Annotated in this window: 21 protein-coding genes and 1 other RNA gene; 7 read left to right on the plus strand and 15 right to left on the minus strand. The window is 64.8% G+C overall.

The annotated features are described in order from the left end of the window. Positions 1-149: 149 nt before the first annotated feature. From ACCQ07_RS14830 to ACCQ07_RS14840, 3 genes are all read left to right on the plus strand, one after another. Entirely contained in the window at positions 150-1,547 is a 1,398-nt protein-coding gene (locus ACCQ07_RS14830; RefSeq protein WP_057680700.1) for a trypsin-like serine peptidase, read from the plus strand. A gap of 402 nt (positions 1,548-1,949) precedes the next feature. Next, entirely contained in the window at positions 1,950-2,348 is a 399-nt protein-coding gene (locus tag ACCQ07_RS14835) for a hypothetical protein (protein WP_057680699.1), read from the plus strand. Between the two features lie 136 nt (positions 2,349-2,484). Further along, on the plus strand, positions 2,485-3,492 hold the full coding sequence (locus ACCQ07_RS14840; protein ID WP_033478686.1) for an MBL fold metallo-hydrolase: 1,008 nt from the start codon (positions 2,485-2,487) through the stop codon (positions 3,490-3,492). Positions 3,493-3,803: 311 nt separating this feature from the next. Here ACCQ07_RS14840 and ACCQ07_RS14845 read toward each other — a convergent pair whose 3' ends face one another. The 4 genes from ACCQ07_RS14845 to ACCQ07_RS14860 form a co-directional block, all read right to left on the minus strand. Continuing rightward, entirely contained in the window at positions 3,804-5,321 is a 1,518-nt protein-coding gene (locus tag ACCQ07_RS14845) for a tryptophan halogenase family protein (protein WP_372363416.1), read from the minus strand. Between the two features lie 40 nt (positions 5,322-5,361). After that, positions 5,362-6,408 (minus strand): cupin-like domain-containing protein, encoded by a 1,047-nt coding sequence (locus ACCQ07_RS14850; RefSeq protein WP_031423634.1) that lies wholly within the window; start codon positions 6,406-6,408, stop codon positions 5,362-5,364. Positions 6,409-6,412: 4 nt separating this feature from the next. Further along, on the minus strand, positions 6,413-7,171 hold the full coding sequence (locus ACCQ07_RS14855) for a SapC family protein (RefSeq protein WP_011348172.1): 759 nt from the start codon (positions 7,169-7,171) through the stop codon (positions 6,413-6,415). Positions 7,172-7,496: 325 nt separating this feature from the next. After that, positions 7,497-10,655, minus strand: a complete 3,159-nt coding sequence (locus ACCQ07_RS14860; protein ID WP_008573056.1) for a TonB-dependent receptor — start codon at positions 10,653-10,655, stop codon at positions 7,497-7,499. A gap of 902 nt (positions 10,656-11,557) precedes the next feature. On the opposite strand from ACCQ07_RS14860, the gene ACCQ07_RS14865 reads away from it, so the two are divergent. Continuing rightward, a non-coding RNA gene (locus tag ACCQ07_RS14865) (sX9 sRNA) lies at positions 11,558-11,632 on the plus strand. Between the two features lie 88 nt (positions 11,633-11,720). Here ACCQ07_RS14865 and ACCQ07_RS14870 read toward each other — a convergent pair. From ACCQ07_RS14870 to soxR, 3 genes are all read right to left on the minus strand, one after another. Next, entirely contained in the window at positions 11,721-12,518 is a 798-nt protein-coding gene (locus tag ACCQ07_RS14870) for a YopJ family acetyltransferase (protein WP_209244054.1), read from the minus strand. Positions 12,519-13,465: 947 nt separating this feature from the next. Next, positions 13,466-15,475: a M1 family metallopeptidase gene (locus ACCQ07_RS14875; protein ID WP_057680694.1), complete on the minus strand. Its 2,010-nt coding sequence runs from the start codon at positions 15,473-15,475 to the stop codon at positions 13,466-13,468. A gap of 216 nt (positions 15,476-15,691) precedes the next feature. Next, positions 15,692-16,138, minus strand: coding sequence for a redox-sensitive transcriptional activator SoxR (gene soxR, locus ACCQ07_RS14880; protein ID WP_057680693.1), 447 nt, complete (start codon positions 16,136-16,138; stop codon positions 15,692-15,694). Between the two features lie 99 nt (positions 16,139-16,237). Between soxR and ACCQ07_RS14885 the strand changes: the two genes are divergently transcribed. Further along, positions 16,238-17,611, plus strand: coding sequence for an MFS transporter (locus ACCQ07_RS14885; RefSeq protein ID WP_057680692.1), 1,374 nt, complete (start codon positions 16,238-16,240; stop codon positions 17,609-17,611). Between the two features lie 567 nt (positions 17,612-18,178). Here ACCQ07_RS14885 and ACCQ07_RS14890 read toward each other — a convergent pair. The 8 genes from ACCQ07_RS14890 to pdxH form a co-directional block, all read right to left on the minus strand. Further along, positions 18,179-19,345 carry a glutathionylspermidine synthase family protein gene (locus tag ACCQ07_RS14890; RefSeq protein WP_011348178.1) on the minus strand — a complete coding sequence of 389 codons (1,167 nt, stop codon included), beginning with the start codon at positions 19,343-19,345 and terminating at the stop codon, positions 18,179-18,181. Position 19,346: 1 nt separating this feature from the next. Then, complete coding sequence (locus tag ACCQ07_RS14895; protein WP_008573065.1) at positions 19,347-19,919, minus strand: DUF1190 domain-containing protein; 573 nt, start codon at positions 19,917-19,919, stop codon at positions 19,347-19,349. 12 nt (positions 19,920-19,931) lie between these two features. Then, entirely contained in the window at positions 19,932-20,336 is a 405-nt protein-coding gene (locus tag ACCQ07_RS14900; protein WP_003489536.1) for a DUF350 domain-containing protein, read from the minus strand. A gap of 37 nt (positions 20,337-20,373) precedes the next feature. Further along, the gene (locus ACCQ07_RS14905) at positions 20,374-21,051 is read right to left on the minus strand and encodes a YjfK family protein (protein ID WP_171309888.1); all 678 of its coding nucleotides are present in this window, start codon (positions 21,049-21,051) and stop codon (positions 20,374-20,376) included. Continuing rightward, complete coding sequence (locus ACCQ07_RS14910) at positions 21,048-22,130, minus strand: potassium channel family protein (protein WP_046931902.1); 1,083 nt, start codon at positions 22,128-22,130, stop codon at positions 21,048-21,050. The genes ACCQ07_RS14905 and ACCQ07_RS14910 overlap by 4 nt, the downstream gene beginning before the upstream one ends. Before the next feature lie 25 nt (positions 22,131-22,155). Beyond that, positions 22,156-22,929 (minus strand): PspA/IM30 family protein, encoded by a 774-nt coding sequence (locus ACCQ07_RS14915; protein ID WP_011348181.1) that lies wholly within the window; start codon positions 22,927-22,929, stop codon positions 22,156-22,158. A gap of 12 nt (positions 22,930-22,941) precedes the next feature. Next, the gene (locus ACCQ07_RS14920; RefSeq protein ID WP_042773933.1) at positions 22,942-23,358 is read right to left on the minus strand and encodes a YjfI family protein; all 417 of its coding nucleotides are present in this window, start codon (positions 23,356-23,358) and stop codon (positions 22,942-22,944) included. 179 nt (positions 23,359-23,537) lie between these two features. Next, positions 23,538-24,137, minus strand: coding sequence for a pyridoxamine 5'-phosphate oxidase (pdxH, locus tag ACCQ07_RS14925; RefSeq protein WP_008571714.1), 600 nt, complete (start codon positions 24,135-24,137; stop codon positions 23,538-23,540). Positions 24,138-24,305: 168 nt separating this feature from the next. On the opposite strand from pdxH, the gene ACCQ07_RS14930 reads away from it, so the two are divergent. Both ACCQ07_RS14930 and aroB read left to right on the plus strand, forming a co-directional pair. After that, entirely contained in the window at positions 24,306-24,848 is a 543-nt protein-coding gene (locus ACCQ07_RS14930; protein ID WP_014090723.1) for a shikimate kinase, read from the plus strand. Then, positions 24,845-25,957 carry a 3-dehydroquinate synthase gene (gene aroB, locus ACCQ07_RS14935; protein WP_209261278.1) on the plus strand — a complete coding sequence of 371 codons (1,113 nt, stop codon included), beginning with the start codon at positions 24,845-24,847 and terminating at the stop codon, positions 25,955-25,957. Before ACCQ07_RS14930 ends, aroB begins: the two co-directional genes overlap by 4 nt. Positions 25,958-26,184 lie beyond the last annotated feature (227 nt).

The raw sequence follows: 26,184 nt of genomic DNA on the forward strand, positions 1-26,184 counted from the left end.
TATATCGATCACGACCTTTCATTCCCGAACGAGATTTTCAGCACATATTCAGCTTTAAAGTTTCGCTAGGCTCGTTCGGCGCCAACGATGGCGCCCGCTTGTTGCAGCCCCCGCTGCAGCCTGACGATCCCTGACGAGAAGGACTACCCATGAATCGCAAGAACGCGATGTATCTGGCGTTGTTTTCCGCTGTTTCCGGCACCGCAGCGGCCGCCCCGCCGACCGAGATGGATGCAGCGCCGGTCACCACCGCGCCGCAGGCGGCCAAGCTTGGTGCGGCCACGTTGCAGTCGGCAAGTTTACGCGGCGGCGTTCTGCCCACGCGCGTGGTGCAGCTCACCGCACCTACCAGCGCCGAAATGGGTCGTGTGCGCGAACGTCGTATTGCACAGGTCAAGCATGGGCAGCCGTTGCAGATCGGTTTTTCGCGTGCGGTTGCACAGCCGACGGTGAACCTGTCCAAGCTGGATTGGCAAATGGCTCCCGATGGCTCGCGCGTGGCCAGTCTCAAAGTCAGCTCCGCACAGGCGGCGTCGCTGCGTGCATCGCTGGTACTGCGTGGCGCCGGTGCAAGGCCTGGCGACCCATCCAAGGTGACGCTGCGCTTTGCCGGCAACGATGGTCGCGTGTTCGAGCAATCCGGCGCCAGCTTTGCTGCCAGCGGCAACGACATCGGTTGGTCGCCGACGGTGAGTGGCGAGGATCTGCTGGTCGAGCTGTCGCTGCCGGCCGGGTTGTATCCGGAAAACTTCAGCCTCAGCATTCCGCAGCTGTCGCATCTGGATATCAGCCCCACTGCCAGCCCGCGCGACATGATGACCATTGCCATCGGCGAAAGCGATTCCTGTCAGAACGACATCGTCTGCCGTGCCAACCCCACGACCGGCTTCACCAGCGCCGCAAAGGCGGTGGCACGCATGGTGTTCACCACCAGCCAGGGCTCGTTCCTGTGCACCGGCACGCTGCTCAACAATACCAATTCGCCCAAGCGCAACCTGTTCTGGACCGCGGCGCATTGCATCAGCACGCAGACGGTGGCCAACACGCTGCAGACCTACTGGTTCTACGATGCGGCCAGCTGCAATGGCAGTACGGTCAGCTCGCAGGCAACCACATTGACGGGCGGCGCGTTCCTGCGGCATGCCAACACCACGCGCGACACCGCATTGCTGGAGCTGAAGACCGCACCGCCAAGCGGCGCGTTCTATGCAGCGTGGAATAGCGCGGCGATCGGTTCCACCGGCACCTCGATTGTCGGCATCCATCACCCATCGGGCGACGTCAAGAAGTATTCGCTGGGCACGGTGAATGCACTGAGCAGCTCCATCGATGGCAAGAGCCCGCTCTATCGCGTGGTGTGGAGCGACGGTGTGACCGAAGGCGGCTCGTCCGGCTCGGGCCTGTTCACCGTTGCCAGCGGTGGCGCCTACCAGCTGCGTGGCGGCCTGTATGGCGGCTATTCGTTCTGTAGCGCGCAGACCGATCCGGATTACTACTCGCGTTTCTCGGACGTGTATTCCACCATTTCCACCTACTTCGGCCAGTAAGCGGTAAGCCGCGTGGCAGGCGACCTTGTGCCTGCCACGCTTGATCGCGCATCGCCGGGCAATCCGTTTGCCGGGCGATGCGTCTTCGACTCAGCGACCGTGCATGCGTTGATCCGTGCACTGAAGTGTCCGCAGGCTGTCCAATGCCACCACCATCTTCTTGCTACGCACTGACGGCAACGGCGTGACGTGCTCGCGCGAGACATCGCTCCACGGCTGTTTTTTGCAGCCTCGCTCAACACATTGATCGGTGTGCGGTTGCCGGCGCGATGGGTGTACCAGATCCACTTCGGCCAATCGGGCAATGCCTGATTGACGTCGACTGCACCAACGGCGCACTAGCGGCGGCGAGCGTCGCAATGATGCAGACTGATGGGGCCTGTTCCTTCACAACGGTCGCCCATGGTTCGCGCACGTGCCCCACTGCTGGTCATCACCCTTGTTGCCTTGGCGCTGCAAGCCCCCGCCCTGGCGGCCGGCAAGCCGGCTGATCGCGAGGACATCAAGGCCTATGCGCTGCAGCGGTGCCTGGATAACAACTACACGCGTAGCGGCAAGTACGCACCCGATCAGCTACGCGACCGCTCGTATCTGCTGACCACCTATGCGATGGACAACGCCAAGGTCGGCGCGACCGACCGCCTGCATCGCTTTGTCGACGCCAACACGGCGGGGTTTGACAAGCGCGAAGTCCCGATGAAGGACGAAGCGCGCCGCGGCCCGTTCAATCGCATCTTCGCCCAATGCATGGCGTTCTATCGTTCGCCGGCCTTGGATGAATTCATTGCACGCGAATTTTGAGAATGGCAGCAGGCGCAGCGAAAAAATAACGCCCCAACCGCTGTTGCGGATCGCTGCCAGCGACGCCTGCCGTATGGTGTGTACAGCACGCAAACTTGCATCGACACCCAACCCACGCACATCGGCACGAGCCGCAATGACCGCATCCCATCCCTTCCGCTCCCGCCGCACGCTGCTACGCACTGCATTAGCTGCGAGTTCGCTGACTGCGGTGGGGCAGCTCGGTGCTGCTGTGCGTCCGCCGGCACGACGAACATCCGCCAAGCCCGACTCCGCGCCGCCTGCACCCTTTCCGGCCAAGGGCAGCGTGCTGGTGCTGCTGGGCACCAAGGGTGGCCCGACACCTTCGCCATTGCGGGCCGCGGCCGCCAATGCCCTGGTCATCGACGGGCAACCGTATCTCATCGATTGCGGCAACGGCGTGGCGCAGCAACTGGTCAAGGCCGGCATGCGACTGCCCATGCTGCGCGATATCTTTCTGACCCACCACCATTCCGACCACAACGCCGATCTGCTCAACGTGGTGTGGCTGGCCTGGGCCAGCGGCCTGCAGACGCCGGTGCATCTGTATGGCCCACCCGGCATCGCCAGGATGGTGGACGCGTTTGTCGCCATGAATGCCATCGACATCCAGGCACGCATCCGTGAGGAAGGCCGCCCGCCGTTCGAAGCACTCATCCATGTGCATGAGTTCGACCAGCCCGGCACCGTTCTGAAGAACGATCAGGTCACCGTCACCGCCACCTTGGTGGACCATTACACGCTCAAGCCGGCCTTCGCCTATCGGTTCGAGGCGCCCGACCGCAGCGTGGTGTTTTCCGGCGATACGCGCTACCTGCCCGCGCTGGCCGAGTTCGCCAAGAACACCGACGTCCTGGTGCACGAGGTGATGTATCTGCCGGCGTTGCAGACGATGCTGAAGGCCAACGACAACGCACCCACATTGCTCGACCATCTGCTCAAGAGCCACTCCACCAGCGAAGAGGTCGGCATGATTGCGGCTGCGGCCAACGCGAAGATGCTCGTGCTCAATCACTTCGTCCCCGGCGGCGATGCGTCCATCACCGATGCGATGTGGAGCGAAGGCGCGCGCAAGCATTACACCGGGCCGATCGTGGTGGGCAAGGATCTGATGCGACTGTAGCGCGGCGCGCACTGCGCCCGCCCGCCGCGATCCAATGCCGGCCCCAGAGCGTGTTATGTACGTTGAGGTGAGTGCGAGGCGTCGTGTAGCGCGTCGAGTAAGGCGTGCGCCTTGTCCAGGCTGGCCGCTTGGGCAAGGCGTGCAACGCGGTCTCTGCGCGCCACAGGGCGCTTCCCGGAGGATTGGCCGCCAGCAGCACGGAGTGCGCGCCGCGCGGCTTGCCTTGACGCCACAGCCAAGCCGCCAAGCACCGCGACGCCGCACCCCTCCGCTGGCGGCCAACCACCTCATCTCAAGGTGCATGACCCGCTCTAGGCAGGCACCGGGCTACGCATCCCCCACACCTGTTCGCCTGCCTTGCAGTAGCGCTCGATGAAGTCCTGCTGCGAGGGCATCTGCTGCACGGCGTGCTGGATCGGCTGGGCGATACCGTCGAGCAGGCGGCGCAGGTCGTGGTCGGAAAATGCGCGCGTCAACGGGTGATGCTGCTCGGGCGCAATGCCCTGCCCCATCAGCACGTGCGTCCAGGAATCGACACGAAACAGTTCATCGGCACCCTGCCAGGCGTGCGCGCGTTCGCGCCAGGCACGCAGGCGCAGCGCGAGCGACTCGGGCAGTTCCATCTGCCGGCACTGCTGCCATAGCGGTTCGTCGCGCTGGGTGGCGTGGTAGTGCAAGGTGACGAAGTCGCGCACGTGCTCCATTTCAGCGCGGCTGACGTCGTTGAACAGTTGCACCTGCGAGGGCGCAATGCCGTCGGCCGGAAACAGCGCCAGCAGCCGCACCACTGCAGAGATGGTGAGATGGATGCTGGTGGATTCCAGCGGCTCGATAAAGCCGCTGGCCAGACCGAGCGAGACCACATTCTTGTTCCAGGCCCTGAGCCGGCGGCCGGTGCGAAACGGCACCATCCACGGCTCCTTGACGGCAGGCGCAGCCACATCGCGCAGCAGCTTGGCGTGCGCTTCGTCATCGGACAGGTGCTTGCTCGAAAACACCAGGCCGTTGCCGACGCGATGCTGCAACGGAATATGCCAGCGCCAGCCGGCTTCGTGCGCGATGGCGCGGGTGTAGGGCACCGGTGGGCCGAGGGCTTCGGTCTGCACCGCTACCGCACGGTCGCACGGCAACCAATGGCTCCAGTCTTCGTAGCCGGTGTGCAGGGTCTGCTCGATCAGCAGACCGCGGAAGCCGCTGCAATCGATGAACAAATCGCCTTCGATCACGTGCCCGTCTTCCAGCACCAGGCTGGCGACATCGCCGCTGTGCGGCTGCACGGTCACCTGCTGAATCCTGCCTTCGACACGCTTGACGCCGCAGCCCTCGCTGCGCGCGCGCAGGAACTTGGCATACAGCGCCGCATCCAGGTGATAGGCGTAATTGACCGCCGGCTCGCCATGCAGCGCAAAGCGGTCCACGCGCGAGGCCACCGTTTCCAGGCAGTAATCGCCGAAGCTGCCCGGCATGCCGCGGCGCTGGCTTTCCAGCCACAGGTGATGAAACGCGCACACCAGGGTGCTCTGCCCGGTGATGCCGAATGGATGGATGTAGCGCTCGCCCTGGCGGCACCAATGCTCGAACGAGATCGACAGCTTGAAGGTACCTGCCACCGCACGCAGGAATTCCTGCTCGTCGATCTGCAGGAACCGGTGGAAGGTGCGGATGGGCGGCACCGTGGATTCGCCCACGCCGACGGTGCCGATCTGCTCGGACTCGACCAGGGTGATGTCCAGCAAATTGCGGAATTGATGCGAAAGCGCACAGGCAGCGATCCAGCCGGCCGTTCCACCACCGGCGATCACCACCTTGCGAATCTGAGCCTGAGTCACTGCGCACTCCTGTGGCATGGGTTGAGGGCGGTGCTGCACATCAGCGGTTCAACTTGCCGATCAGCATGGCGCGCAGCTGCCGCGACAGCATGGGGTCGATGGGGCCGAGCGCATGGCGCGCCGGTTCGGGCAGATGCTCGCCGGCCTGCTCGGCAGGGCCGAACACGTAGTGATCGAACAACGCGCGCCATGCCTGTTTTTCGGCTGCCGGACGGTCGCGAATTGCCCACAGCGCGTGATACAGCGCCGGCATCGCGGCGGGCAAGTGCGCTGGCGCACTGCTCCACCAGTAATTGATCAGCACGTTGAACGGCTGCAGCGATTGGACGTGGTGCCACCACATGCTGGGAATGAACAACGCATCGCCCGGCTCCAGCACCACGCTGCGCGCATGCGGCAAGGCATCGGCAAAACGCGGAAAGCGTTGCAGGTCCGGATCGGCGAAATCGACCATGCTCACCACCTGCCCGCCCGGCGTAGGATCGAGCGGACCCGGATACAGATTGGCGACCTGCTCCGGCGGAAACAGCGTAAAGCGCCGTTGCCCGACCGCGCAGCACGCCAGGTTGTCCAGCGCATCGTAGTGGCACGAAGCGATCACCCGGTTACCGATCCAGATGCTGGGCTGCACGGGGCTGCCGTTGGCAGCCACATCCAGATCGTTGTGGGCGCGCAACCCTGGCAGATTGGCGTCCACCGGCAACGAGGCCAGGTAATAGGTGGGCGGCTGCGGGTCGTCACGATGTGCCGCAATGGCATCCAGCAAGGTACTCACGCTGCCGCACTGCACCTGGAAGTTGAGCGCGCTGCAATCGTCGCGATAAAACGGGCGGCTGCCGATCTCCGGGCCGCCATAGGAATACTGCAGGGGGCGGCCGGTATCGTGCGCGCGCAACAGCGCCATGGCCTCATCGGCGCCGCGCAGCCCGGCCTGCACCAGCGACCAGTGCCGCGCAACGCCACGCAGCACCACCGGCTCGGCGGCCTGGCAAAGTGCGGGCAGCGGCAATACCTCAGGATCGCAGTCGCTACGCTCGGCGATGGCGGCGCCTGCAGCGACGGACAGATCGGTAGCACGTGCGGCCATACGCTCAGGCGTACGCGGCAACAGGGGCGCTGTGCGACTGCTGCAGGCGGCGCTGCTTCTCGGCCATCAGCCGGCGCACGTTGTGCAGCGATGCCAGCATCAGGAAGGCACCTTCCAGATAGCCGGCCTGATGCAACTGCTGCAGCGCTTGTGCATCCAGGGCGGCCAGCCGCTCGCGGTCGATCGCGAACAAGCCCTGCAACTGCGTGGCATGGCTGGCATCCAGCGCAACGTCCAGCCGCACCGGCTGGATCAGGCCGAGCGCGTCGAAGGCGGCCGCCATCGCCTGTCCCGCGTCCACGCCATCGCGGATGCCGCGCAACACGCCGATGATGTGTTCCAGATACGGGCTATGGCCGCCTTGCGGCAGGAACACCGCCTCGCCCTCGCTGCGGCTGATACGCGGATGTTCCAGGTCGACATGGATCACCGGCTCCTGCACCAGGGCCCCATCGACGTGTTGCTCCTGGAAGCCGATCAGGAACGGCCCCTTGGCAACGATGCCCGGCAGATAGCTGGCATTCCAGCGCCCGTCCTGCAGGAACAGGTTTTCATCCTGTGCGAAGCCCAGCAGCGCCACCGGCTGGTAACCACTCCCGGCCGGATCCTTGCGGAAGAACAGCGGGTACTCGCGCTGCAGCTCGGCATATTCGGTGACGAAGGCCGGCACCACGCCGACCGCGTCGCCGAATTGCGCACCAAAGCGCAGGATCACGCGCAGGTCGTGATGCGCCACGTTGTTGAGCACTGCGTATCGCGTCATCTGAAACTCCAGCAGCCGTCCATCGCGGAGCGCTGCAGTCATGAGGGAATTCGGGCGCACGCATTCCCCGCGTGCTTATCGATGCTGAGCATTGCCAAAAATGCGTGCGCCGGCAAGCCGCAGGGCAGCAACGCACTGCATGGCGCCGAAGACCGGCGCGTGGCGCATGCGTGCGCATTGCAAGGCCGTTCGCCCACACACCGACGGCGCGAGCACTGCGGCAAACGCGGCTGCAGACCGTACGCGCGCAACGGCGCAATAACCGGTTGCGGCCGCCATCACACGATGGCGGCCGCAGGATTGACGGCTAACAACGCGTGATGGATCAGAACGCGTACCGCACGCCCAGCGTGTAACGCGGTTGCTGGTCGATCAGGCGGATGATCTGCTTCTCCGAGCGGCCGTGCCAACGGACGTCTTCACCGGTCAGGTTGATCGCCTCGAAGCCCACCGACAGCTGCTTGTTGAAGGCGTAGCTGACGCTGAGGTCGAACTGCTGATACGGCTCGACGTAGTACGGGTTGCGGTTGGCATTGTCCTGGTTGGCAGCGATCAGGTATTCGTCACGCCAGTTCCAGGCCAGGCGTGCGCTCCAGCCATACTTTTCGTACATCAGCATGACGTTGGCGGTGTCGCTCAGACCGAGCAAGGCAAACTGATCGCGATCGATCACGGTGTTATCGAACGCCACATCCCCTTCCACGATGGTGTAGTTGGCGTAGATGCCGAAGCCGGTGCTACCGAAGAAGTACTGGCCGCCGAGTTCCCAGCCGTGGATGTTGGCCTTGTTCTGGTTGATCGGCCGCGACACATCGAACTGATAAAGCGGGTCGGAGGCATTGCCGGCGATATCGTAGGCATTCTCCAACGCAAGGCTTTGCGCCGAACTGCCGTTGTAGGCGCTCAGCCCGCCGGTGGCAGCAGCATTGCGCAGCAGTGCCATGGCCGCAAACAGCGAGGTGTCGTTGGCCGAACACGCGCCCGCGACATCGTTGCCGGCCGCGCCCACCTGTGCGGCGCAGGCACCGCTTTGCAGGAACGCCAGCGCGGCCTGGGCATCCGGCCCCGAAGTGGGGTCGGTCAGTCCGTACAGCGATTCACGCGTGACGGTATTGCCGATGAAATTGCTCACGCGCTTGTTCCAAAACGTCGCCGACACATAGCTGGCGTCGGCGAAATACCACTCCAGTGCCAGATCGAGGTTGTCCGATTCCAACGGATCGAGCGTGGGCGTCTGCGAGTCGCCGCCGGCGCGGTTGGACGGGTTGATCAGGATCGAGCCGTTGGGCGTATTGGGCGTGGGTCCGGCGATGAGATTGTTGTACGGTGCGCGCGCGATGGTCTGGCCGAACGAGGCACGGCCTTTCAGCGAATCGGTGAAATCGATGCTGAAGTCCATGTTGGGGAGGACGTAGTTGTAGCTGGTCTTCTCGCTGAAAGGCTGCTGGTCGGTAGACCGGATCAACTGGAAGTCGTTGTTGGACAGCCACAGCAGCGCGGTGGGCGTGGCCACCTGCGAGGTGGACTCCACGTCGGTGCGCTCGTAGCGCAGACCCAGCCGCGTATTGGTGGTCATCCCGGCGATGGCACCGGCAAGTTCCAACTGCACGTAGGCGGCACGGGTCTTTTCTTCCACCCGGTTGTCTGCAGTGTATTGCGGGTTGTAGCGCGTGGTTGCGCCGTACTGGCTTCCGCCCCACAGCGCCAGCTGATCGGCATCGCCACGCCATGCACTGGACGCCGCGCCGCTGGGATTGAAATCCTTGAACATGCCGGTGATGCTCACCGGTTGCAGCAATGCGACCATGCCCGGCTCGTTGCCTGCATTGGCCACGCCCCAATCGCCCAGCGGCGAGTTGGTCTCGCTGACCCGGCGTTGCATGGTGGTGTTGGTCGAACTCACGCCAAACTGGAAGCGCCCGTCGTCGAAGTCGAACTTGCCGTCCAGGCGTCCTTCCTTGGTTTCGGTCACCTGCTTCTGATAGAAAATGCGCAGCACCTGCGAGCCGAGCTCGGCGGGCGTGAATGCGGGATTGACCACGCCATTGGTGTTTGCCAGCGAATCGGCCGCAGTGGGATACCAGGTGCGTGCGCCGATCGGCAAGGAATTGTTGAACCACAATTCCTGCCCCCATTGGCCGCCGCAGTACGGCCCATTGGTGCAGTTGTTGGTGCCGGCGAAACTGAAGTAGGTCGCGCTGCCGCCGGTGGTCGGGTCGTTGGGCAAGCTTTGCGTCTTGGAGTTATGCGCATCGAAGCTCAACTGGAAGCGGTCGCTCACTTGCCAGTCGGCATTGAAGCCCAGCGAGCCGAGCGTGTACTTCTGCTCGTTGCGCTGTTGTTCCATGCCGAAGTCCTTCGCGCCATTGGGCACATCGCGCAGATAGACCGGCGTGGCCACGGCCTGGCCGGTATCGAAGGTCAGATCGGTAAAGCTGTTGGCGCGCTGCAGCCAGATGCCCTGCTCGCCGCGCTCTTCGCGAATTTCGTTGGCCGAGTAGGTGTAATCCAGGGTCAGGGTCAGGCTGTCGGTCGGTGCGAACTGCATCACCGCCTGGCCGTTCATGCGTTCGCGCTGGAAATCGGCGAATGCGTAGCGCAGATCGTTGGGCATGCCATACAACTGGCCGATCGCCGGGGCATTGGTCACCACCGCGTCCGGGCGCAGTGCCGGGTCGGTACCGGTCCAACGCTGGATGTTCCAGGTGTTTTCGGTGGCTTGGACCGAACCGCCATGGCGCTTCTGGTAGCTGGCGCTCAGGCCGATACCGAAGGTCTTGTCCGGGTTGGTATAGCTGAAGATGCCCGACACTTCCGGGGTGAGCGAATCGCCGAAGGGCTCGGAGCGGTCGGACACCATCTTGGCACCGGCGTTGGCCACCACGCCATCGTGATTGAACGGCTTGTCGGTCTGGATATTGATCGTCGCACCGATACCGCCGCTGGGCGCCGTTGCGCGGCTGGTCTTGAACACCTCGATGCCGGTAATGGCTTCGGAGGCGAGCTGGGCGAAGTTGAACGCGCGCGTGCCGACATCCACGCCGCCGATCGGCGTCTGGCCGGGCGCACCGAACGCATCGGCACCGGGGATCAGGCGGCCGTTGAGGGTGACGGTGTTGAACTGCGGGCCGAAGCCGCGTGCGGTGACCTGCGCGCCCTCGCCATCACGGCGCTCGATGGAAATGCCGGTGATGCGCTGGAGCGATTCGGCCAGGTTGGTGTCCGGAAACTTGCCGATGTCTTCGGCGCTGATCGCATCCACCACGCCGGCGGCATCGCGCTTGATGCCCATCGATTGGTTGAGACTGTTGCGGATACCGGTCACGTTGACGGCATCCAGGGTGGTGGCGGAATCACTGCTGGATTGCGGCGCCGGTGCAGGCGGCGGAGCGACATCCTGCGCAAAAGCGGGATTGATGACCAACAGGCCACCAACGAAGGTGAACATGGCCTTCGACTTGAAGCTGTTCAACGTACGACGCATCGATGTGTCCTCGGGAGTGGAGTCCAACCGCCAACGGCCGGTATCGCGGCATGCGATACGGCGGAATCGTGGCCACTGCCCGACAGGCCGTGGCCAACGCTGCTGCAACTGCTGGAGCCACCAATCCAACGCCATGCATTTGTCGTGCGGGCGCAGCCGGCGCCTGGATCGGACATGTCCTGATGGCATCTCCCTCCTTGCACCGCGCCACACGCACCACGCAACAACCGCTTGACGTTGTCTCAGTTGCCCTCGATCTGTCCCCTAGCACGCAGGCTGCCGATCGCCCCTTCGACCGTCGACCTGCGATGTGCGTGCACGTCTACCCGCCGCAGCAAAGGCGTTGCCACGCCATTGTTGCGTTTGTTGCAGGTTCTTTGCACGACGTGTCAGCCAGTGATAGCGCTAACATGCCGCGCAGCCTAGTCAGGGCATAAAGGGCTTGTCACCGTGCGTTGCAGCATAGTGATGGCTGTGCACTGTTACAGCCGATACCGCAGTCGCTTGAGCCCGCATGCGGTTTTCAATACTGGCGGGGCTGTAAGCGTTATCACGGCATTACGCAAAAACCGTCGGGTCGAACGGTGAAATTTGCACAATGAACGTGTCGCAATGGAGTGGAATGCGGCGATTGCGCAAACCTGGGTTCACGACCAGTGCCGGGCGTCTGGATTGCGCATGTAAAAGTCGGCGCTGCACAGGACGCGGCAACGCACTGCATGCGCCTGCCGATTGCACGTCGCCTGTGTGTCAGTGCAGCGACGAGCACTGCGCGAAGAAGAAGGTGCACGCTTCTCGAGGGTCGGCAGGGATTCGTGTAAAACAAGCCAAAAGTTAGCTAAGAGCAGCCGGCAAAACTACTGCACAGCTGCCAGGCGGACGCGGCCGGTGCTCGGATCCTCATACCACTCGTACACTGCGGTTCTGAGCGCGCCGTCAGCGTCCACCTGACGGCCGCTCGATGCGTTTTGTTAGCCACTTTGAATACCGTAAGTAAAAAGATGTTTGCACGAATCCTGCCGAGCCTCAATTATCTCAGGGGCACCTCGCGGGCTCCTGGAGCGCTTAGCTCCCATACCCGGAGTCGGCGAAAAGCAGCGCATCCCTCAGGTACTTGAGCCTCTCTTGCTGGATGGAGGTGTTGTACGCCCTGCGCTTGCCTCCCGCCTCGATCTCCCGGAAGTTCTGGGCGAAGCTCTCTTCCAATGGTTCCCGGATATGCGCGGGAAGATCGTCGAAAACGTCCTTCGACGTCGTATGCCGGAAGAAGCTCGCATCGAGCACGTCGGAGCCGCGCGCGATCGTGACGTCCACGTCATTGATGGTATCGCTCGTCCCGACAATCTTCCCGCTAAAATTCTTCTTGTGGAGATCCACAATCAAGTCATCGTTATTCGCCATCGCCTTCGCATTCGCCAGGGCGAAGGTCTTGCAGTTGATGACATCCTTCTGCGTGCCCGTGTTGAGGATGGTCAGCGTCGCGTTCTTCACGCCCTTCAACGCGGCGGTCATGACGGACAGCGTGTCGGTGCATCCCCATACGCTGTCGACCGCCAAGATGGACACCTTGCCACGACCTCCCGATACGTCCACCGCAATGCCATGGCTAGGCGCTCCCTTTCCATGGATCCGCTCCACGTTAACGACGGCGCGCCACCGCTGACCCCGCCTGGTATTGACAATAGCTTGCCGCAAGGCATCCGGCTCGGATGCCGACGCATCGAAGACCTTCACCTCGAGAGTGGGGTGGATGTGATTCTGGGCCACCACCACCTGTGGCTGGAACTTCTGATCTAGTTCGGCCGCCGGATATTGTTTTCCTTGACGCTCGGCGTGCTCCAGCGCGTCAATGAAGTCCTGCAATTGAGCCGCGAGCGTAGGTCCGGGCGGCGAATAAGGAAAAGACACTTGCCCTGCAATGATGCCGGTGCCGGAGGGACTGGCGGATGTCCCCGAGCGGGCCCGCCTCGCTCGGGGAGAGCCGAGTGCCGCCAAGTCATGCAGGCTGGGTGACATGGACGTATCGGGAGATGAAGGCCTAGGAGGGGTGGTCTGCTCTGTGGCGATGTTTGGATAATGCTCAAGTGAAGTTGCTGTAGGTGAGCCTGCCACCGAGCCTGCCACGCTCTTTGAATTGCATAGTCCCATGGTGATCTCCTGCAGTAACCGTAGAATGCAAGTTTGGTGACTAGTTCTCCGATTCGCTTGGCCTCACCGAAGTTCTGGCTGGGACGACGAAGGCATTGCCGCGAAAGTTGAGGGTCGGCAGGGAGTCAAGACGGCGCTGATTTGGGAATCCATCAGTTCGTATCCAGGCAACTGTCCTTGCCCCTATAACACAGCGCGTAATTGAAGCAGCTGTGGGGGTAGGAGCGCATATAGCCGTGGCGGCGGTTACGCGCCCCTTTGCTATCCGAAAGACGTAACGGCCGAGATGGCTGCTCAATACCGCGCCAGATAGCAGTTCAGTGTGTGACCATGCTGAGAGTCGGCAGGGATTCGTGTTAATGCCCTTTGCTTACAGCGGGTTAGCTCACCTTTGGCTGTTTTCTTACACGTATCCCTGCCGACCCTCTTCGCAATCGACTGCGCGGCTTTGGGCAGCTGACATACGCAGTCAGTCGTCGTCGGGCAACCCATCCTCATCGCACAGGAGCCACGTCGTCTAATGCCGATCGATGCCAGGCAACTGCTGCGCTCGCCCGGTGATCAACGCAGGCGCTTGTTTCCGTTTTCGTCGGCGGTTGCCGCACGCAGCCACCGACGCGACCGCGCTGCGGCCACGTCGGCACCCACGCCTCGCGCAATGCTCAGCCGCTCACGTCCGCGCGCGCGTCGCTGCGGTCGGCATCTGGCAGCACATGGTCCGGGTCCAAGGTGACGTGCAGCACTCTCTGGGTAGTTGGCACGGTGACTGTGGGGGTAGTGGTCTGCAGCCATGTTTCCACCGGAATGCGTCGGTCCAGGTGGCTGCCATCGGCCAGGTCCGCACGCAGGGTCGCCGGCATCACCAACTTCTGCCGGCTGCGCAATGTGACTTGCACTCCCTTGGCCGGGTCGTGGTCGACGTAATGCGCGTCGGCGATGCCCATGTCCAGCTGCCAATTGTTGAGATACCAGCCGCGCCACCACCAGGACAGGTCCTCACCGCTTTCGCTTTCCATCAGCCGGAAGAAGTCCGAGGGCGTGGGATGCTTGTAAGCCCAGGTGGCGATGTATTTGCGAAATGCAGGATCGAAACGCGCCGGTCCCAGGATCTGCTCGCGCAACAGCACCAGGCCGAGAGCACCCTTGAAGTAGGTCAGCGGATGGCGATAGGTCTCGCTGGTGGAATCTGCGTTGTCCATCAACGTCGGCGCGTGGGTGTCGGCCAGTAACGGCAGGATTTCGTCGACCGGGTTGCCACCTTTGGGCGCATATTCCGAATCGCGCTTGGGCGCGTATTCGCCCTTGTTGAACGCATCCGATGCATACACGTCGATGAAGGTATTGAAACCTTCATCCATGAACGCATGCCGGCGCTCGTTGGAGCCGACGATCATCGGGAACCAGGTGTGGCCGATTTCGTGTGCGGTGATCCAGAACAGGTCCTTGCCGCCGTCTTCGAAACCATCGAAGACGATGCCCGGATATTCCATGCCGGCCCCATAGCCGCCCAGGTTGATCGCTGCCGGCCACGGATACGGATACCACTGCGAAAAATGCTCGATGGCGCCTTTGACGTATTCGGTAGAGCGGTTCCACTTGTCTGCGCCCACGCCTTCCACCGGGTACACCGACATCGCAAGCGCGTGCTTGCCGCCCGGCAAATTGATGCGCGCCGCATCCCAGACGAACGCCGGCGATGCGGCAAATGCGACGTCGCGGGTGTGATCCATGTGGAAGCGCCAGGTTTGCGTGCCCTTGCCCGCCGGTTTGGCCGTACCTGCGGTTACCTCGGCAGGCGTGCGGATCAGCACGGTGCGGTCGCTGCTGCGGGCGTGTTCCAGGCGTTGCTGTTCGGTGCGGCTGAGTACGTCCTGCGGATTGGTCAGCGCGCCGGAGCCGGCGACCAGAAAGCCCACCGGCACGGTCACGGCATAGTCGAAATTGCCGTACTCCAGGTAGAACTCCGATCCCAGATACGGTTGCGTGTCCCAGCCACGCAGATCGTCGTACACCGCCATGCGCGGATACCACTGCGCAATCTCGTAGATCTCGCCTTGCTTGCTGGCACTGACCGCCGTGCGCCCGCCCCAGGTGCCGGGAATCGTGTAGCGGTAACGGATGTGCACGGTGAGCGCCTTGCCCTGCCCGGCCAGCGGTTGCGGCAGATCCACCCGCATGCGGGTGTCGTCGACGATGAAGCGCGCCGGCTGGCGGCGCCCGCCTTGATCGATCTCGACGCTGGCGATCTGCATGCCATCGGTGAACTGCTTGCGCTTGAGCGGCCGGCTGGCGGCAGCGCGCGCGTCGGCGCGGTAGATGTTCTGGTCCAGTTGCAGCCACAGCACGTCCAGCGTGTCGGGGCTGTGGTTGGTGTAGGTGATGGCGGCCTCGCCGCTGAGGGAATGCGTTGCCGGGTCGATGCTCGCGTTGAGATCGTAATCGGCGCGGTTCTGCCAGAACGCCGGGCCAGGTACGCCGCTGCCGCTGCGGTAGCTATTCGGAGCGTCGGGCAATTGCAGGGGCGCGAACAAGGCCAGCGGATCGAACACGCTCGCCGGCGCAGGCGTGGCAGCGGGAGCGGCGCGGGCTGGCGCGGCAGCGGCAAGCGCCGCCGCAGCGACGCAGGCCAGCGACAATGCAACGGTGAGTGATCGGCGCACGGTGGGGGTCATGCGAAATCCTGCGGCGGAGGGAATTCCCATCCTACGGCGCAGTTTGCCGCGCGCGGGAATGCCATTGGTCCCGGTTGCGGCTGCCTGAGGTTTGGGAGGTAGCCGCCGATGGCTGCTCTGGTGGAGGCCCAGGCACGCGCCGCACGCGCAGAGCGCCCGCGCGACGCCGGCCCTCCCCGCTCGGCCCGGTGCGCCGCGCCGGCTGGCCAGGCTGACTTACTCCGCCATCAGGCCACCCAATCGCAACGCCCCCTCACCACGGTGGCCCATGGCATCGTCCGGATTGCTCAGGCGGCAGCGGCGCAGCGACAGGCAGCCGCAGCCGATGCAGTCGGTGAGCTGGTCGCGCAAGGCCTGCAGTTCATTGATGCGCGCGTCCAGCTGGCTCCGCCAACGCGCCGACATGCGCGCCCACTCCGCACGCGTGGGCGTGCGTTGGTCCGGCAGTACCGAGAAGGCATCGTGCACCTGCTGCAACGGCACACCGAGCCGCTGGGCCACGCGGATCACCGCGATGCGCCGCAGCACATCGCGCGCATAACGACGCTGGTTGCCGGCGGTGCGCAGGCTGCTGATCAAGCCTTTGCGCTCGTAGAAGTGCAGCGCCGACACCGCAACACCGCTGCGCTTGGCGACCTCGCCCACGGACAACTCACGTTGCATTGCCTTGACCTCAACTTAGGTTGAGGCAGGATGCTGCGCGGCCTTCACCGGTGCAAGTACCGGTGAAGGCTCGATACACGTTTCCTTCCTGGATGTTCGATGCCTACCGAAAGACCGATCACTGCCGCAGTGCAGTCCATCCAAACGCAGCCCACCTCCATCCTGGCCGCGCCTTACCGCGCGGCGACGCTGGGCATGGTGGCGCTAGTGTCGCTCAACGCGTTCGAGTCGCTGGCGGTTGCCGCCGCCATGCCAACGGTGGCGCGCGAGTTGAACGGGCTGCCGCTGTATGCGTTGGCGTTCGGCGGCGCGCTGGCCACCAGCGTGATCGGGATGACGGCGGCCGGACGCTGGAGCGACCGTGCCGGTCCTGGCGGTGCATTGGCTGCCGGCCTGTTGTGCTTTGTGGTCGGCCTGCTGGTCGCCGGCCTGGCACCGAGCATGCCGATGTTGATCGCCGGGCGCTTGCTGCAGGGGCTGGGGGCCGGCGCCTATTCGGTGGCCCTATACGTCATCGTGGGGCGGCTGTACCCGGAGGTCTTGCGCCCACGCGTGTTTGCCGCGTTTTCGGCGGGGTGGGTGGTGCCCTCGTTGATCGGGCCGGGCATCAGCGGATTGATCGTGCAGCACCTGGGCTGGCGCTGGGTATTTTTGTCGGTGCCGCTGTTGGCGATTCCGGCTGGATTACTGCTGTGGCCGGCGCTGCGCGGACAGGCCTGGACACGCGACGGGTCCGAGGCGCCAACCGCCTCGATGGGGTGGGCTATCGGAGCGGCGATGGGCGTGCTTGGCGTGTATCTGGGCGGGCAACTGCACGGCATGCTGGCGCCGGGCGCAATGCTGCCGGCCGTGTTGCTCACCGCGTATTGCGCCTGGCGCCTGCTGCCGGCTGGTACGTTGCGGCTTGCGCGCGGCTTGCCGAGCGTGATCGCGCTGCGTGGCATTGCGGCGGCCGCCTTCTTCGGCTTTGAAGCCTTTTTGCCGCTGCTGCTGTCGCGCGAACGCGGGCTTTCGCCGCTGCTGGCCGGCGTGGCACTGAGCGTGGGTGCGTTGGGCTGGTTTGGCGGATCGTGGTACCAGGGCCACAGCCGCGCCGGTTGGTCGCGCCCTCGCCTGCTCAAGAGCGGCGCGCTGTTGATGACGCTGGGCATTGCGATCAGCGCGGGTGCGGTGTGGCCGCCGATTCCTGTGCCGTTGGCAATTGCCGGCTGGGCGCTGACCGGCCTGGGCATGGGCCTGCTGTATCCCAGCCTGTCGGTGGTGATGCTGTCGCTGTCGCCACCGGCCCAGCAAGGCGCCAACAGCTCTGCCTTGCAACTGAGCGAAGCCATCGCGGTGGCGGCCATGCTGGCGCTGGCGGGCGCAGTGTTCGCCGCGCTGCTGACATCGGCCACGCGCGCCGCCTACCTGAGCGTGTTCGCGTTGGCGTGGTTGCTGGCGGTGGCGAGCTTTTTTGTGGCGCGGCGGGTGTGATGGCGTCCGCGGCGACTACGCGGCATCGACGTAACGCCATACCACATTGCCGAGGCAACGTGGCCGGTCGATGGCAGCACGCGAATGAGCCCCAAGGCTTGGCGGATCGCAACGACCGAGGTGATCTCCAGGTTCACCACATGGAGAGGGTCGCTCGATGCCGGCCCGAGACCACAGCGTTAGCAGCGCCGACCACTTTGCCGATCCTGCCGGGATCGCATGGACCCGCACACGAAAAAAGCCCCCCTCGAACCGCTGGTCATTTTTTCGCCACCCATCTTGACAGCGTTGCAGGCCGGGGCCTGCACGCACTTGTCCACAGCCTTGTGCAACTTCCATCCACAGGGGATGTGGAAAAGATGCGTCGCCTTGCATGCGCCTGAGGCCTTGCGCGGCGCTGGCGCATCTGTCATGCGCGACCGGCGGAGCCAACGCGGTGGCGTTGTCGCCGCCGCCCCCCCCCTGGGCATGCCTCCCCACACCCGTCTGCAGGTGTGCCGCAAAGGACGGCCTGCTCCAATTAGCGACACCGCCACTTCGCACTGGCGATGCACCCGCCGATACACATCAATCGGTGATGACGTGCGGCACGAAGCGCGAGGTGTCGCGGGTGATCGGGCCAGCGTCGTCGCGCATGCCCAATCCGGCAGGACGATCCGCCACAACCCAGCTGCCCACCAACGCATGGCGCCCGTCGAACACCGGCAGCGGGTGATGCGCCTGCAGAATCGCCGGGCCGTCCACGTACGGGCCATCGGTGTGCGCGGCCTCGCCTTGCGCCGTCACCAGCGCGATGTTGGCGCCCTCGCGCGACAGCAGCGGCTTGCGCACCCAGCCTGCGGTTGGTGCCTCACCGGCCTGCGCAAAGCGGGCAGGCAGCAGATTCGGATGACCCTGATGGCGGTCCCACAGCAGCGGCAGGATGCCCTTGTTGCTCAACACCGACTTCCATGCCGGCTCGATCAGGCGCACCCGGTCGGCGATCAATGCCGGCCCGAAGCGTTCTTCCATCATGAATTCCAGCGGATACAGCTTGAACAGCGTGTGGATCACCCGGTCCTGTTCGTCGGTGAACCAGCCCTCGGCGCTCAGGCCGATGTCCTCGATGGCCACTTCCTCGGTGCTGATGCCCACCTGGTGCGCACAGTCGCGCAGGTAACGCACGGTGGCGCGATCCTCCAGCGAATCGCGCACCGCCGCAAAATGCATCTGCGCGCCGATCGCGCCATCGACGGCCAGCGCGCCCAGGGTTTCGCACAGCAGGTCCTGGATCAGGTTGTACTGATCGGTTCCCTTGGGCAGCGCACCGCTGGCGATCTGCTGTTCCAGCCACAGCCACTGGAAGTAGGCCGATTCGTAAAGCGATGTTGGCGTGTCGTAATTGAGTTCGTACAGCTTGGCCGGGCCATCGCCCGAATATGCCAGGTCCATGCGGCCATATAGATGCGGGTCGCGCCCTTTCCAGGAGTTGGCGATCCAGTCCCAGTAGAACGGCGGGATGGCCAGCTGGGTCATCAGCGCTTCCGAGCCCACCACCTCGTCCACCAGCTGCATCGCCATGTCGTGCAACTCTTGCGTGGGCGCTTCGATGTCGTCTTCGATCTGACGCAGCGAAAACGCGTAGTAGGCGCTTTCGTCCCAATACGGTTCGCCGTCGATGGTGTGGAAGTGGAAGCCCAGCGATTCGGCCTGCGTGCGCCAGTCCGCGCGTTCGGGAATCAGGATGCGTTGCATGTCAGCCGCCGAAGCCCGAGCTGCGCCCGCCGCTGCCGAACGAACTGCGCGCCGCCGCGCTGGAACCGAAGCCCGAACGCGACACGGTGATGGCGCGCGTGGGCATGTCGATGGCGCCGCTGCGCCCACGCACCGTGCCAATGCGGTTGCTGGCCAGATCGCCATTGGGCTTGTAGTAACCGCCGCTGCGGTAATCGCGGTACAGCGGAATCGAGCCGCCATAGCGGTAACCGCCGCCGCTCATGTTGCCCAGCGCATAACCCAGCAAAAAACCGCCCATCGGCGGGATCCAGCTCTGCTGCCCCTGCGGGTTGGTGATCGCCGTGCAGCTGCCGAACTGTTCATCGCACTCGTAGCGCGTGGTGAAGCGCGGCGCGGCCTGCTGATGCTTGGCCACCGCCTCGTCGTAGGCCTTGAGGCATTGCTGGATATCGGACTGTTCCTGCTTGATCTGGTAACAGTCCGACGCCGATTGCAGCACCACACCGGTCTCCGGCTCCGAGCCGCAGCCGGTGACGAAGGCGGCCGGCAGCGCAGCCATCAGGGTGAGTTTGAGATTGCGTGATCGCTTCATGCCTGCGCTCCGTTACGGCGTGATCGCGGCGGCATTGATCAGCCCCACTGCGATCGACACGCCGGCCGAAAAGATACCGGCGGCGGTGATGTTGTCGGTGATCTGCCGCGAGATGCGCCCAGCCACCAGATTGGCCAGCAGGTAGGCCACCACCTGGATGCCGCAGGCCACCAGGCCCCAGATCAGGGCGTCGATCAGGCTCACCGAATGGGTGATGGCCGAATGCAGCGGCAGCGCCACGCCGATCAGGTTGCCGGCCAGCGCGGTGGCCGCTGCCACATTGCCCTGCCGCAGCAAGGTGAAATCCTTATGCGGGGTGACCAGGGTCACCAGCACCACCGAGACGATCAGCACACCCAGGCCGGTACCGAAATAGGAAAGAAACGCGAGAAAACTCTGCAGATTGATCGGATTCATGACAGGACCAAGGTGGGTGGAAGACGCGCGGGCGCGCTCAGGTGATATCCAGATCGGCAACGGTGACATCGATACCGACCGCATAGGTGACGCAGAATTCGTTGGGGCCGGAATCTTCGCCGGTCACCAGCAGGAATTCTTCGCGCTGCAGCTCCGGCACATCGCGGCTGTAGAGCATGGCGTAATGGGTCAGATCGCCATCGCGGCGCGGCGGCTGGTAGCGGTACAGCACTTCGTCGTAGGCGATCGGCGGAATCCGTGACGCGTCATCGGTGGATTGCGTTGCGCGCTGCCACTGTCTGCCGGCGTACTCGATCTGCGCCGCGCCCAGGTGCGGGTGCTGCATCACGAACTCCTGAAACGCCTGCTTGCTGGGCGGGTTCACCGTTTCGCAATACACGAAGGCCTTCATCGCTTCCAGATCGCCCCCCACGGTGGTGACCTGCAGGAACGCATCGTCGTCCAGGTAGAAGCGATGCAGCGCATAGCCATCGCCCAGATTGACGTGACCGTAGCAGGGAATGCCCTGGTGCCCGCCCGGCAACTCGGCGGTCATGGCCTCCGGCGCCATGCGGTACAGGGTGGTGTCGATCTCCACCTGACCACCGACACGCAGCCCCAGGGGCAGCGCGTGACCGATCGCGCCACTTCCGGAAGTGGGCAGCGGCGGCGGTTGCGGTTGACCGAACAACTTGCTGAAAAAACTCATCGTCAGACACCTTGTGGCGATGGGGGAAGGGAAGCTGCCTCGCTGCGCATGGCCTGCCAGGCGATGGCGTGCGCCGGCACGCGCTGCTCGGACAGGTAATACAGCATGGCACCGGCGGCGACGGCGGTGCGTGCTGGCGGGTTCAAGCGCAACGCGCCGTCGGGCGCGCGCAGGCCCAGCAGCAATGCGCCACGCTGGCCAAAATCGGCCGCAAGCCGGCTGTAATCCAGCGGTTGCACATTCGCAGGCACAACAAGACTGAACTGGGTGGGACCATCGTCCACCGACAGCAGCTCGGCGGTGAGCGCCGCACTGCCCGGATCCTGCGCCGCACGTGCCAGGATCTCGGCGGTCATCGGCCGCGTGCACTCGATGGCCGGGTAATGGCAGTTGACCAATCGGGCCGCGCTGGCCGAATCGAAGTGCGCCACGACATGCGCGGCCGGCGCATGCGCCATCAACGCGAACACCGCCGCCAGGGTCTGGTCGTCGGAGGGCGGGTTGACGATCACCCGCGCCGCGCCGGCAATGCCGGCACGCAGGTACACCTCGGTGTGCGTGTACGACTCGGCGGCGATGAAGCGCATGTGGTCGGGCATCGGATTTTCCGCCACGCCCTCGGCGATCAGCACCACGCCTTCGTCATCGGTGGCGGTGTCGGACAGCAGCAATTCCAGCAGGCGCGTGGAGGCGGCGCCCTGCCAGCCGATCAGAATGGTGTGCCCGCGCAGGTCTGCATAGGCCATCTTGCCCATGTGGTGGCGCCTCCAGAAAGTGATGAGCACGCCGCTGGTCTTGGCCAGCACCGTGGCGAACAACGCCACCGCGCCCGGCATCAACACGAACGCGGCGATATAGCGCCCGGCCACCGAACCCGGCGACAGGTCGCCGTAGCCGATGGTGGTGGCAGTGGTCATGTAGTAGTACGGAAATGCGTCCAGGCCGACGAGCTTGTGCTCGCCGGCCCACAGCAGCAGCAACCAGCTCAGCCCCATGTGCGCCAGCAGTGCCAGCGCCACCATGCCCCAGCTGACGCGGCGCACGTGGCGCCGCAGGACCCGCAACAGCCGTCCAACGATGATCATGGCGCATCCTGTGCCGTGCGATGGATCAGCTGTCGCTGCGCGGAACCTGCTGCACGTCGCGCACCTGGCCAATCAGCGGCGCGGTGCCGCCGGCGTTCTCGTGACCCAGCTGCGCGGCCGGCTTCTTGAAGCGTGCCAGCACCGCAGCGGCGTTGGATTCGCCTTCCATCAGGCCGGCCGCCGCCAGGCGCCGATTGAGATCGCCATCGCCGGTGGACGCTTCGAGTTCTTCGGCCGATTCGATGCGCGCCGAGGTTTCGGCCTGGCGCGCCTTGATGCGCTCCAGCGATTCCAGCGCCGAGCCCATCTTGCTGCTGGCGCCGGAGTGGCGCGCGGCAATGGCGGCCTGCGCCTTCTGCACCGCGTCGGTGGCCTTGACCGTATCGATCTGCTGGCGCATGCCGCGCAGCTGGTTCTCGGTCTTCTGGATGGTGGCCTTGAGCGTCACCACCGACTGGTCCAGCGCGGTCTTGGAGGCCTTGTCGCCGGCATCCTCGCTTTCCAGGGCGGCCAGCTTGACCGCCACATCGTGTGCCAGCGCTTCATCGTTCTTGGCCAGCGCGCCTTCGATGTAGCGCGTGTATTCGGCCATCTTGCCGGCGCGTGCGTCGATCTTCTGCTGGGCCAGCTTGCTCTGCGCCATCAGCTTGGTGAGCTCTTCGCGCGAGCGCGTGAGCTGGGCGCCGGCATCGCGCATTTCCTGATCCAGGATGCGCAGCGCATTGGCGTCGACGGCCTTCTGGCCGGTTTCGTGTGCGGTACCACGCAGCAGCGTGATCAGCTTGGAAAAGATACTCATGACAACACGCCTTTAGGAAAAGAACGGCTTGAGAGATTCGGCGGCATCCAACGTATTGGCCGCCAGGGTCTGGATTTCTTCGTCGATCTGGTCGAGCGTCGAGGAGGCCGACAGTTCGCCAAACACCACGTAACGGTCCTTGCCCTCGACCTGGACCAGGCCCAGGTTGGACAAGGGGTTGAGCGGATTCAGGCGCAGGCAGGCGTCGTTGAAGGCGGCGCGGTCGTTGACGTGCTCGGCATGGGCCAGCAGCGTGGACACGAAAACCTGCGAGCCGGAAGCGGCAACCTGGATCTGCATGTCGCCGTGGTCGGCCAGGGTGAGATTGATGGCCGGCTCCAGGCCGTCGATCAGTTCGACCTGGATTGGCTGGCCACGGTAGCGCTCGGCCAGCAGGCCGTGCAATTCGACGGTGGTGTACTGCGTCATACGATGTCCTGTCCTTTGGTCATGCCGTGGTGGTGATGCAGCGAATGTCCTGCAGCGACCGGACATACTACAGACTGCCCGTGACCGGCAGAAAGGGCCGGAAGTCAGCTGGTCAGGCGCGCGGCAGGCGAGCAAACCGCCCGTTCAGCTGGCTTGTCGCCCCCTGCCGGGCGGCTGCCTCACGGATACAGCATCCGCTTGCTCCAATGGCTGGCCGCGTCGGCCTCGTAGCGCCAGCGCTCGTGCAGGCGGAACTTGGCGCCGTACCAAAACTCGAACGCCTGCGGCACCACCCGGAACCCGCCCCAACCATCCGGGCGCGGCACCTCGCGCCCTTCGAACGTCGCTTCGACCTTGGCAATGGCCGCATCGAACTCTTCGCGCGAACCCAGCGTCTGCGACTGCCGCGAGGCCCACGCGCCGATCTGGCTCATGCGCGGGCGCGAGGCGAAGTACGCATCGGATTCGTCCGCGCTCACCAGCTGCACGCCGCCTTCGATGCGCACCTGGATGCCGGCCTCGCGCAGGCTGCGCCACAGGAACAGCAGCGCCGCCTGCGGGTGGGTCTGCAGGTCGCGGCCCTTTGCGCTGTCCAGATGGGTGTAGAACACGAACCCGCGCGCGTCGAAGGCCTTGAGCAACACGGTGCGCGCGCTCGGCCGGCCATCCACGTTGGCGGTGGCCACGGTCATCGCGCTGGCTTCGGGTTCGGCGCTGTTCTGCGCCTCGGCATACAGCGCGGCGAAGGTGGCAAGAGCTTCTGCGTACAGATCGGTCATGACGGTGCGTGGCAGCCAGATGGACGCCTATTGTGGGCGCATCGCCCGCGCTTCGCCTATGCACCGCGATCCAATCGCCGAAACGACGCGGGGTTGGCGGGATTGGAGACGGCAATTGCGCCGTGCCATCGGCCCGGCCCGATGGCGTGAATGCTACGATCCCTGCGCATGAACCCCGCACCCAATCTCGTGATGGTCGGCCCGATGGGCGCCGGAAAAAGCTGCATCGGCCGTCGCCTGGCCGAGCGCTTCGGGCTGGAATTCGTCGATGTGGACCAGGCCATCGTCGACCAGGTGGGCAGCAGCATCCCGGCCATCTTCGAGCAGCATGGCGAAGCCAGGTTTCGGCAGTACGAGGCCCAGACCCTGCAGGCGCTGCTGGAACAGGACAACAAACTGATTTCCACCGGCGGCGGCGCCGTGCTGGATCCGCGCAACCGCGAGCGCATCTGCGCGCGTGGCTTCGTGGTGTACCTGCATGTCAGCGTGCCGGCGCAACTGACGCGGCTGGCGCGCGATCGCAATCGCCCGCTGCTGCAACGCGCCGACCGCGAGCAGGTGCTGCATGCGATGGCCGCGCACCGCACGCCGCTCTACCGCCAGGTCGCCGATCTCAGCCTGGAAACCGATCATCTTTCCCCCGCCGAGGCCACCGCGCAGCTGGTGCTGCGCCTGGCCGCGCAATGGCGCATGTCGAGTAACCCCGCATGACACTTCCCCGTTCCTCGCGCAGCGTCGATGTCGACGGTGTGCAGCCTTACACCATCACCATCGCCCCGGGCCTGCTGGCCGACGGCGCGCGCCTGGCCGGCCACGTGCGTGGCCGCCACGCGCTGCTGCTCAGCGACTCGCAGGTGGCTCCGCATTACGCGGCCGGCGTACGCACCGCCTTGTTGAACGCGCGGCCGGACCTGCAGGTCGGCGAGTTGGTCATTGCCGCCGGCGAAGCCTCCAAAACCTTGGAGACCTTTGGCTCTGCAATCACCGCGCTGGCCGAACTCGGCGCCACCCGCGACGCCTGCGTGTTCGCGCTGGGCGGCGGCGTGGTCGGCGACCTGGCCGGCTTTGCGGCAGCGTGCTGGATGCGCGGCGTGGACTGCGTGCAGCTGCCCACCAGCCTGCTGGCGATGGTGGATTCATCGGTCGGCGGCAAGACCGCAGTGGACATCCCGCAGGGCAAGAACCTGGTCGGCGCCTTCCATCCGCCGCGTGCGGTGATCGCCGACACCGACACCTTGCGCACGCTACCGCCGCGCGAACTGCGCGCCGGCCTGGCCGAGGTGATCAAGTACGGCGCCATCCGCGACCCGCTGTTCTTCCAGTGGCTGCACGCCGAGCGCCGCGCCCTGCTCGATGGCGATGCAGCGGCGCTGGCGCAGGCCATCGCCCGCAGCTGCGAGCACAAGGCCGAGATCGTGGCGCGCGACCCGCTGGAAAAAGGCGAGCGCGCCCTGCTCAACCTGGGCCACACCTTTGGTCACGCCATCGAAACCGAGCAAGGCTACGGCGCGCCCGGCAACGACAACCTCAACCATGGCGAGGCCGTCGCAGTGGGCATGGTGCTGGCGGCGCGCCTGTCGGCCGCGCTGGGCATGAGCGATACACAGGACACCGAGGCCTTGCGCACGCTGCTGCACGACTTCGATCTGCCCACCGAGATCCCGCCCGGCCTGACCCCTCAGGCCCTGCTCGCACGCATGCGCCTGGACAAGAAAAACATCGCCGGCCGCCTGCGCCTGGTGTTGTGGCGCGGCATCGGCAAGGCCGAGATCGTGCCGGATGTGGAAGAGGCAGCGGTGCTGGAGATCCTGGCGGGATAAGGCCAGCCGGCCGAAGGCACGGAACGCTGGACGCCGGCACCCAGCTGCCGTCGATCGCCACGACGCTCACTCTTTGTAGGAGCGTCCCCGGCGCGATGGGGCCTTCCCGACAATCCCTATCGCGCCCAGGTGCGCTCCTACGCACTGCCTGCCGCCGTCTGCACGGCGGTCGGAACCTCGCGCAGGAGCGCACCGGCAAGCGTGGACGCCCAACGACGCTCCCGGCG

Source organism: Xanthomonas sp. NCPPB 3583 (assembly GCF_041475715.2).
GTDB classification, from domain to species: domain Bacteria; phylum Pseudomonadota; class Gammaproteobacteria; order Xanthomonadales; family Xanthomonadaceae; genus Xanthomonas; species Xanthomonas euvesicatoria.

What these genes read in the sequence shown, in the direction of transcription:
- ACCQ07_RS14855 (WP_011348172.1), bottom strand. Translation starts at nt 7,171, where the DNA reads ATGACGCGATACGCAGTGCTCAACAACGTGGCGCATCACGACCTGCGC.
- soxR (WP_057680693.1), bottom strand. Translation starts at nt 16,138, where the DNA reads ATGCAACGTGAGTTGTCCGTGGGCGAGGTCGCCAAGCGCAGCGGTGTT.
- ACCQ07_RS14930 (WP_014090723.1), top strand. Translation starts at nt 24,306, where the DNA reads ATGAACCCCGCACCCAATCTCGTGATGGTCGGCCCGATGGGCGCCGGA.
- ACCQ07_RS14915 (WP_011348181.1), bottom strand. Translation starts at nt 22,929, where the DNA reads ATGAGTATCTTTTCCAAGCTGATCACGCTGCTGCGTGGTACCGCACAC.
- ACCQ07_RS14900 (WP_003489536.1), bottom strand. Translation starts at nt 20,336, where the DNA reads ATGAATCCGATCAATCTGCAGAGTTTTCTCGCGTTTCTTTCCTATTTC.
- ACCQ07_RS14850 (WP_031423634.1), bottom strand. Translation starts at nt 6,408, where the DNA reads ATGGCCGCACGTGCTACCGATCTGTCCGTCGCTGCAGGCGCCGCCATC.
- pdxH (WP_008571714.1), bottom strand. Translation starts at nt 24,137, where the DNA reads ATGACCGATCTGTACGCAGAAGCTCTTGCCACCTTCGCCGCGCTGTAT.
- ACCQ07_RS14920 (WP_042773933.1), bottom strand. Translation starts at nt 23,358, where the DNA reads ATGACGCAGTACACCACCGTCGAATTGCACGGCCTGCTGGCCGAGCGC.
- ACCQ07_RS14860 (WP_008573056.1), bottom strand. Translation starts at nt 10,655, where the DNA reads ATGCGTCGTACGTTGAACAGCTTCAAGTCGAAGGCCATGTTCACCTTC.
- ACCQ07_RS14835 (WP_057680699.1), top strand. Translation starts at nt 1,950, where the DNA reads ATGGTTCGCGCACGTGCCCCACTGCTGGTCATCACCCTTGTTGCCTTG.
- ACCQ07_RS14910 (WP_046931902.1), bottom strand. Translation starts at nt 22,130, where the DNA reads ATGATCATCGTTGGACGGCTGTTGCGGGTCCTGCGGCGCCACGTGCGC.
- ACCQ07_RS14885 (WP_057680692.1), top strand. Translation starts at nt 16,238, where the DNA reads ATGCCTACCGAAAGACCGATCACTGCCGCAGTGCAGTCCATCCAAACG.
- ACCQ07_RS14890 (WP_011348178.1), bottom strand. Translation starts at nt 19,345, where the DNA reads ATGCAACGCATCCTGATTCCCGAACGCGCGGACTGGCGCACGCAGGCC.
- ACCQ07_RS14895 (WP_008573065.1), bottom strand. Translation starts at nt 19,919, where the DNA reads ATGAAGCGATCACGCAATCTCAAACTCACCCTGATGGCTGCGCTGCCG.
- ACCQ07_RS14840 (WP_033478686.1), top strand. Translation starts at nt 2,485, where the DNA reads ATGACCGCATCCCATCCCTTCCGCTCCCGCCGCACGCTGCTACGCACT.
- aroB (WP_209261278.1), top strand. Translation starts at nt 24,845, where the DNA reads ATGACACTTCCCCGTTCCTCGCGCAGCGTCGATGTCGACGGTGTGCAG.
- ACCQ07_RS14875 (WP_057680694.1), bottom strand. Translation starts at nt 15,475, where the DNA reads ATGACCCCCACCGTGCGCCGATCACTCACCGTTGCATTGTCGCTGGCC.
- ACCQ07_RS14830 (WP_057680700.1), top strand. Translation starts at nt 150, where the DNA reads ATGAATCGCAAGAACGCGATGTATCTGGCGTTGTTTTCCGCTGTTTCC.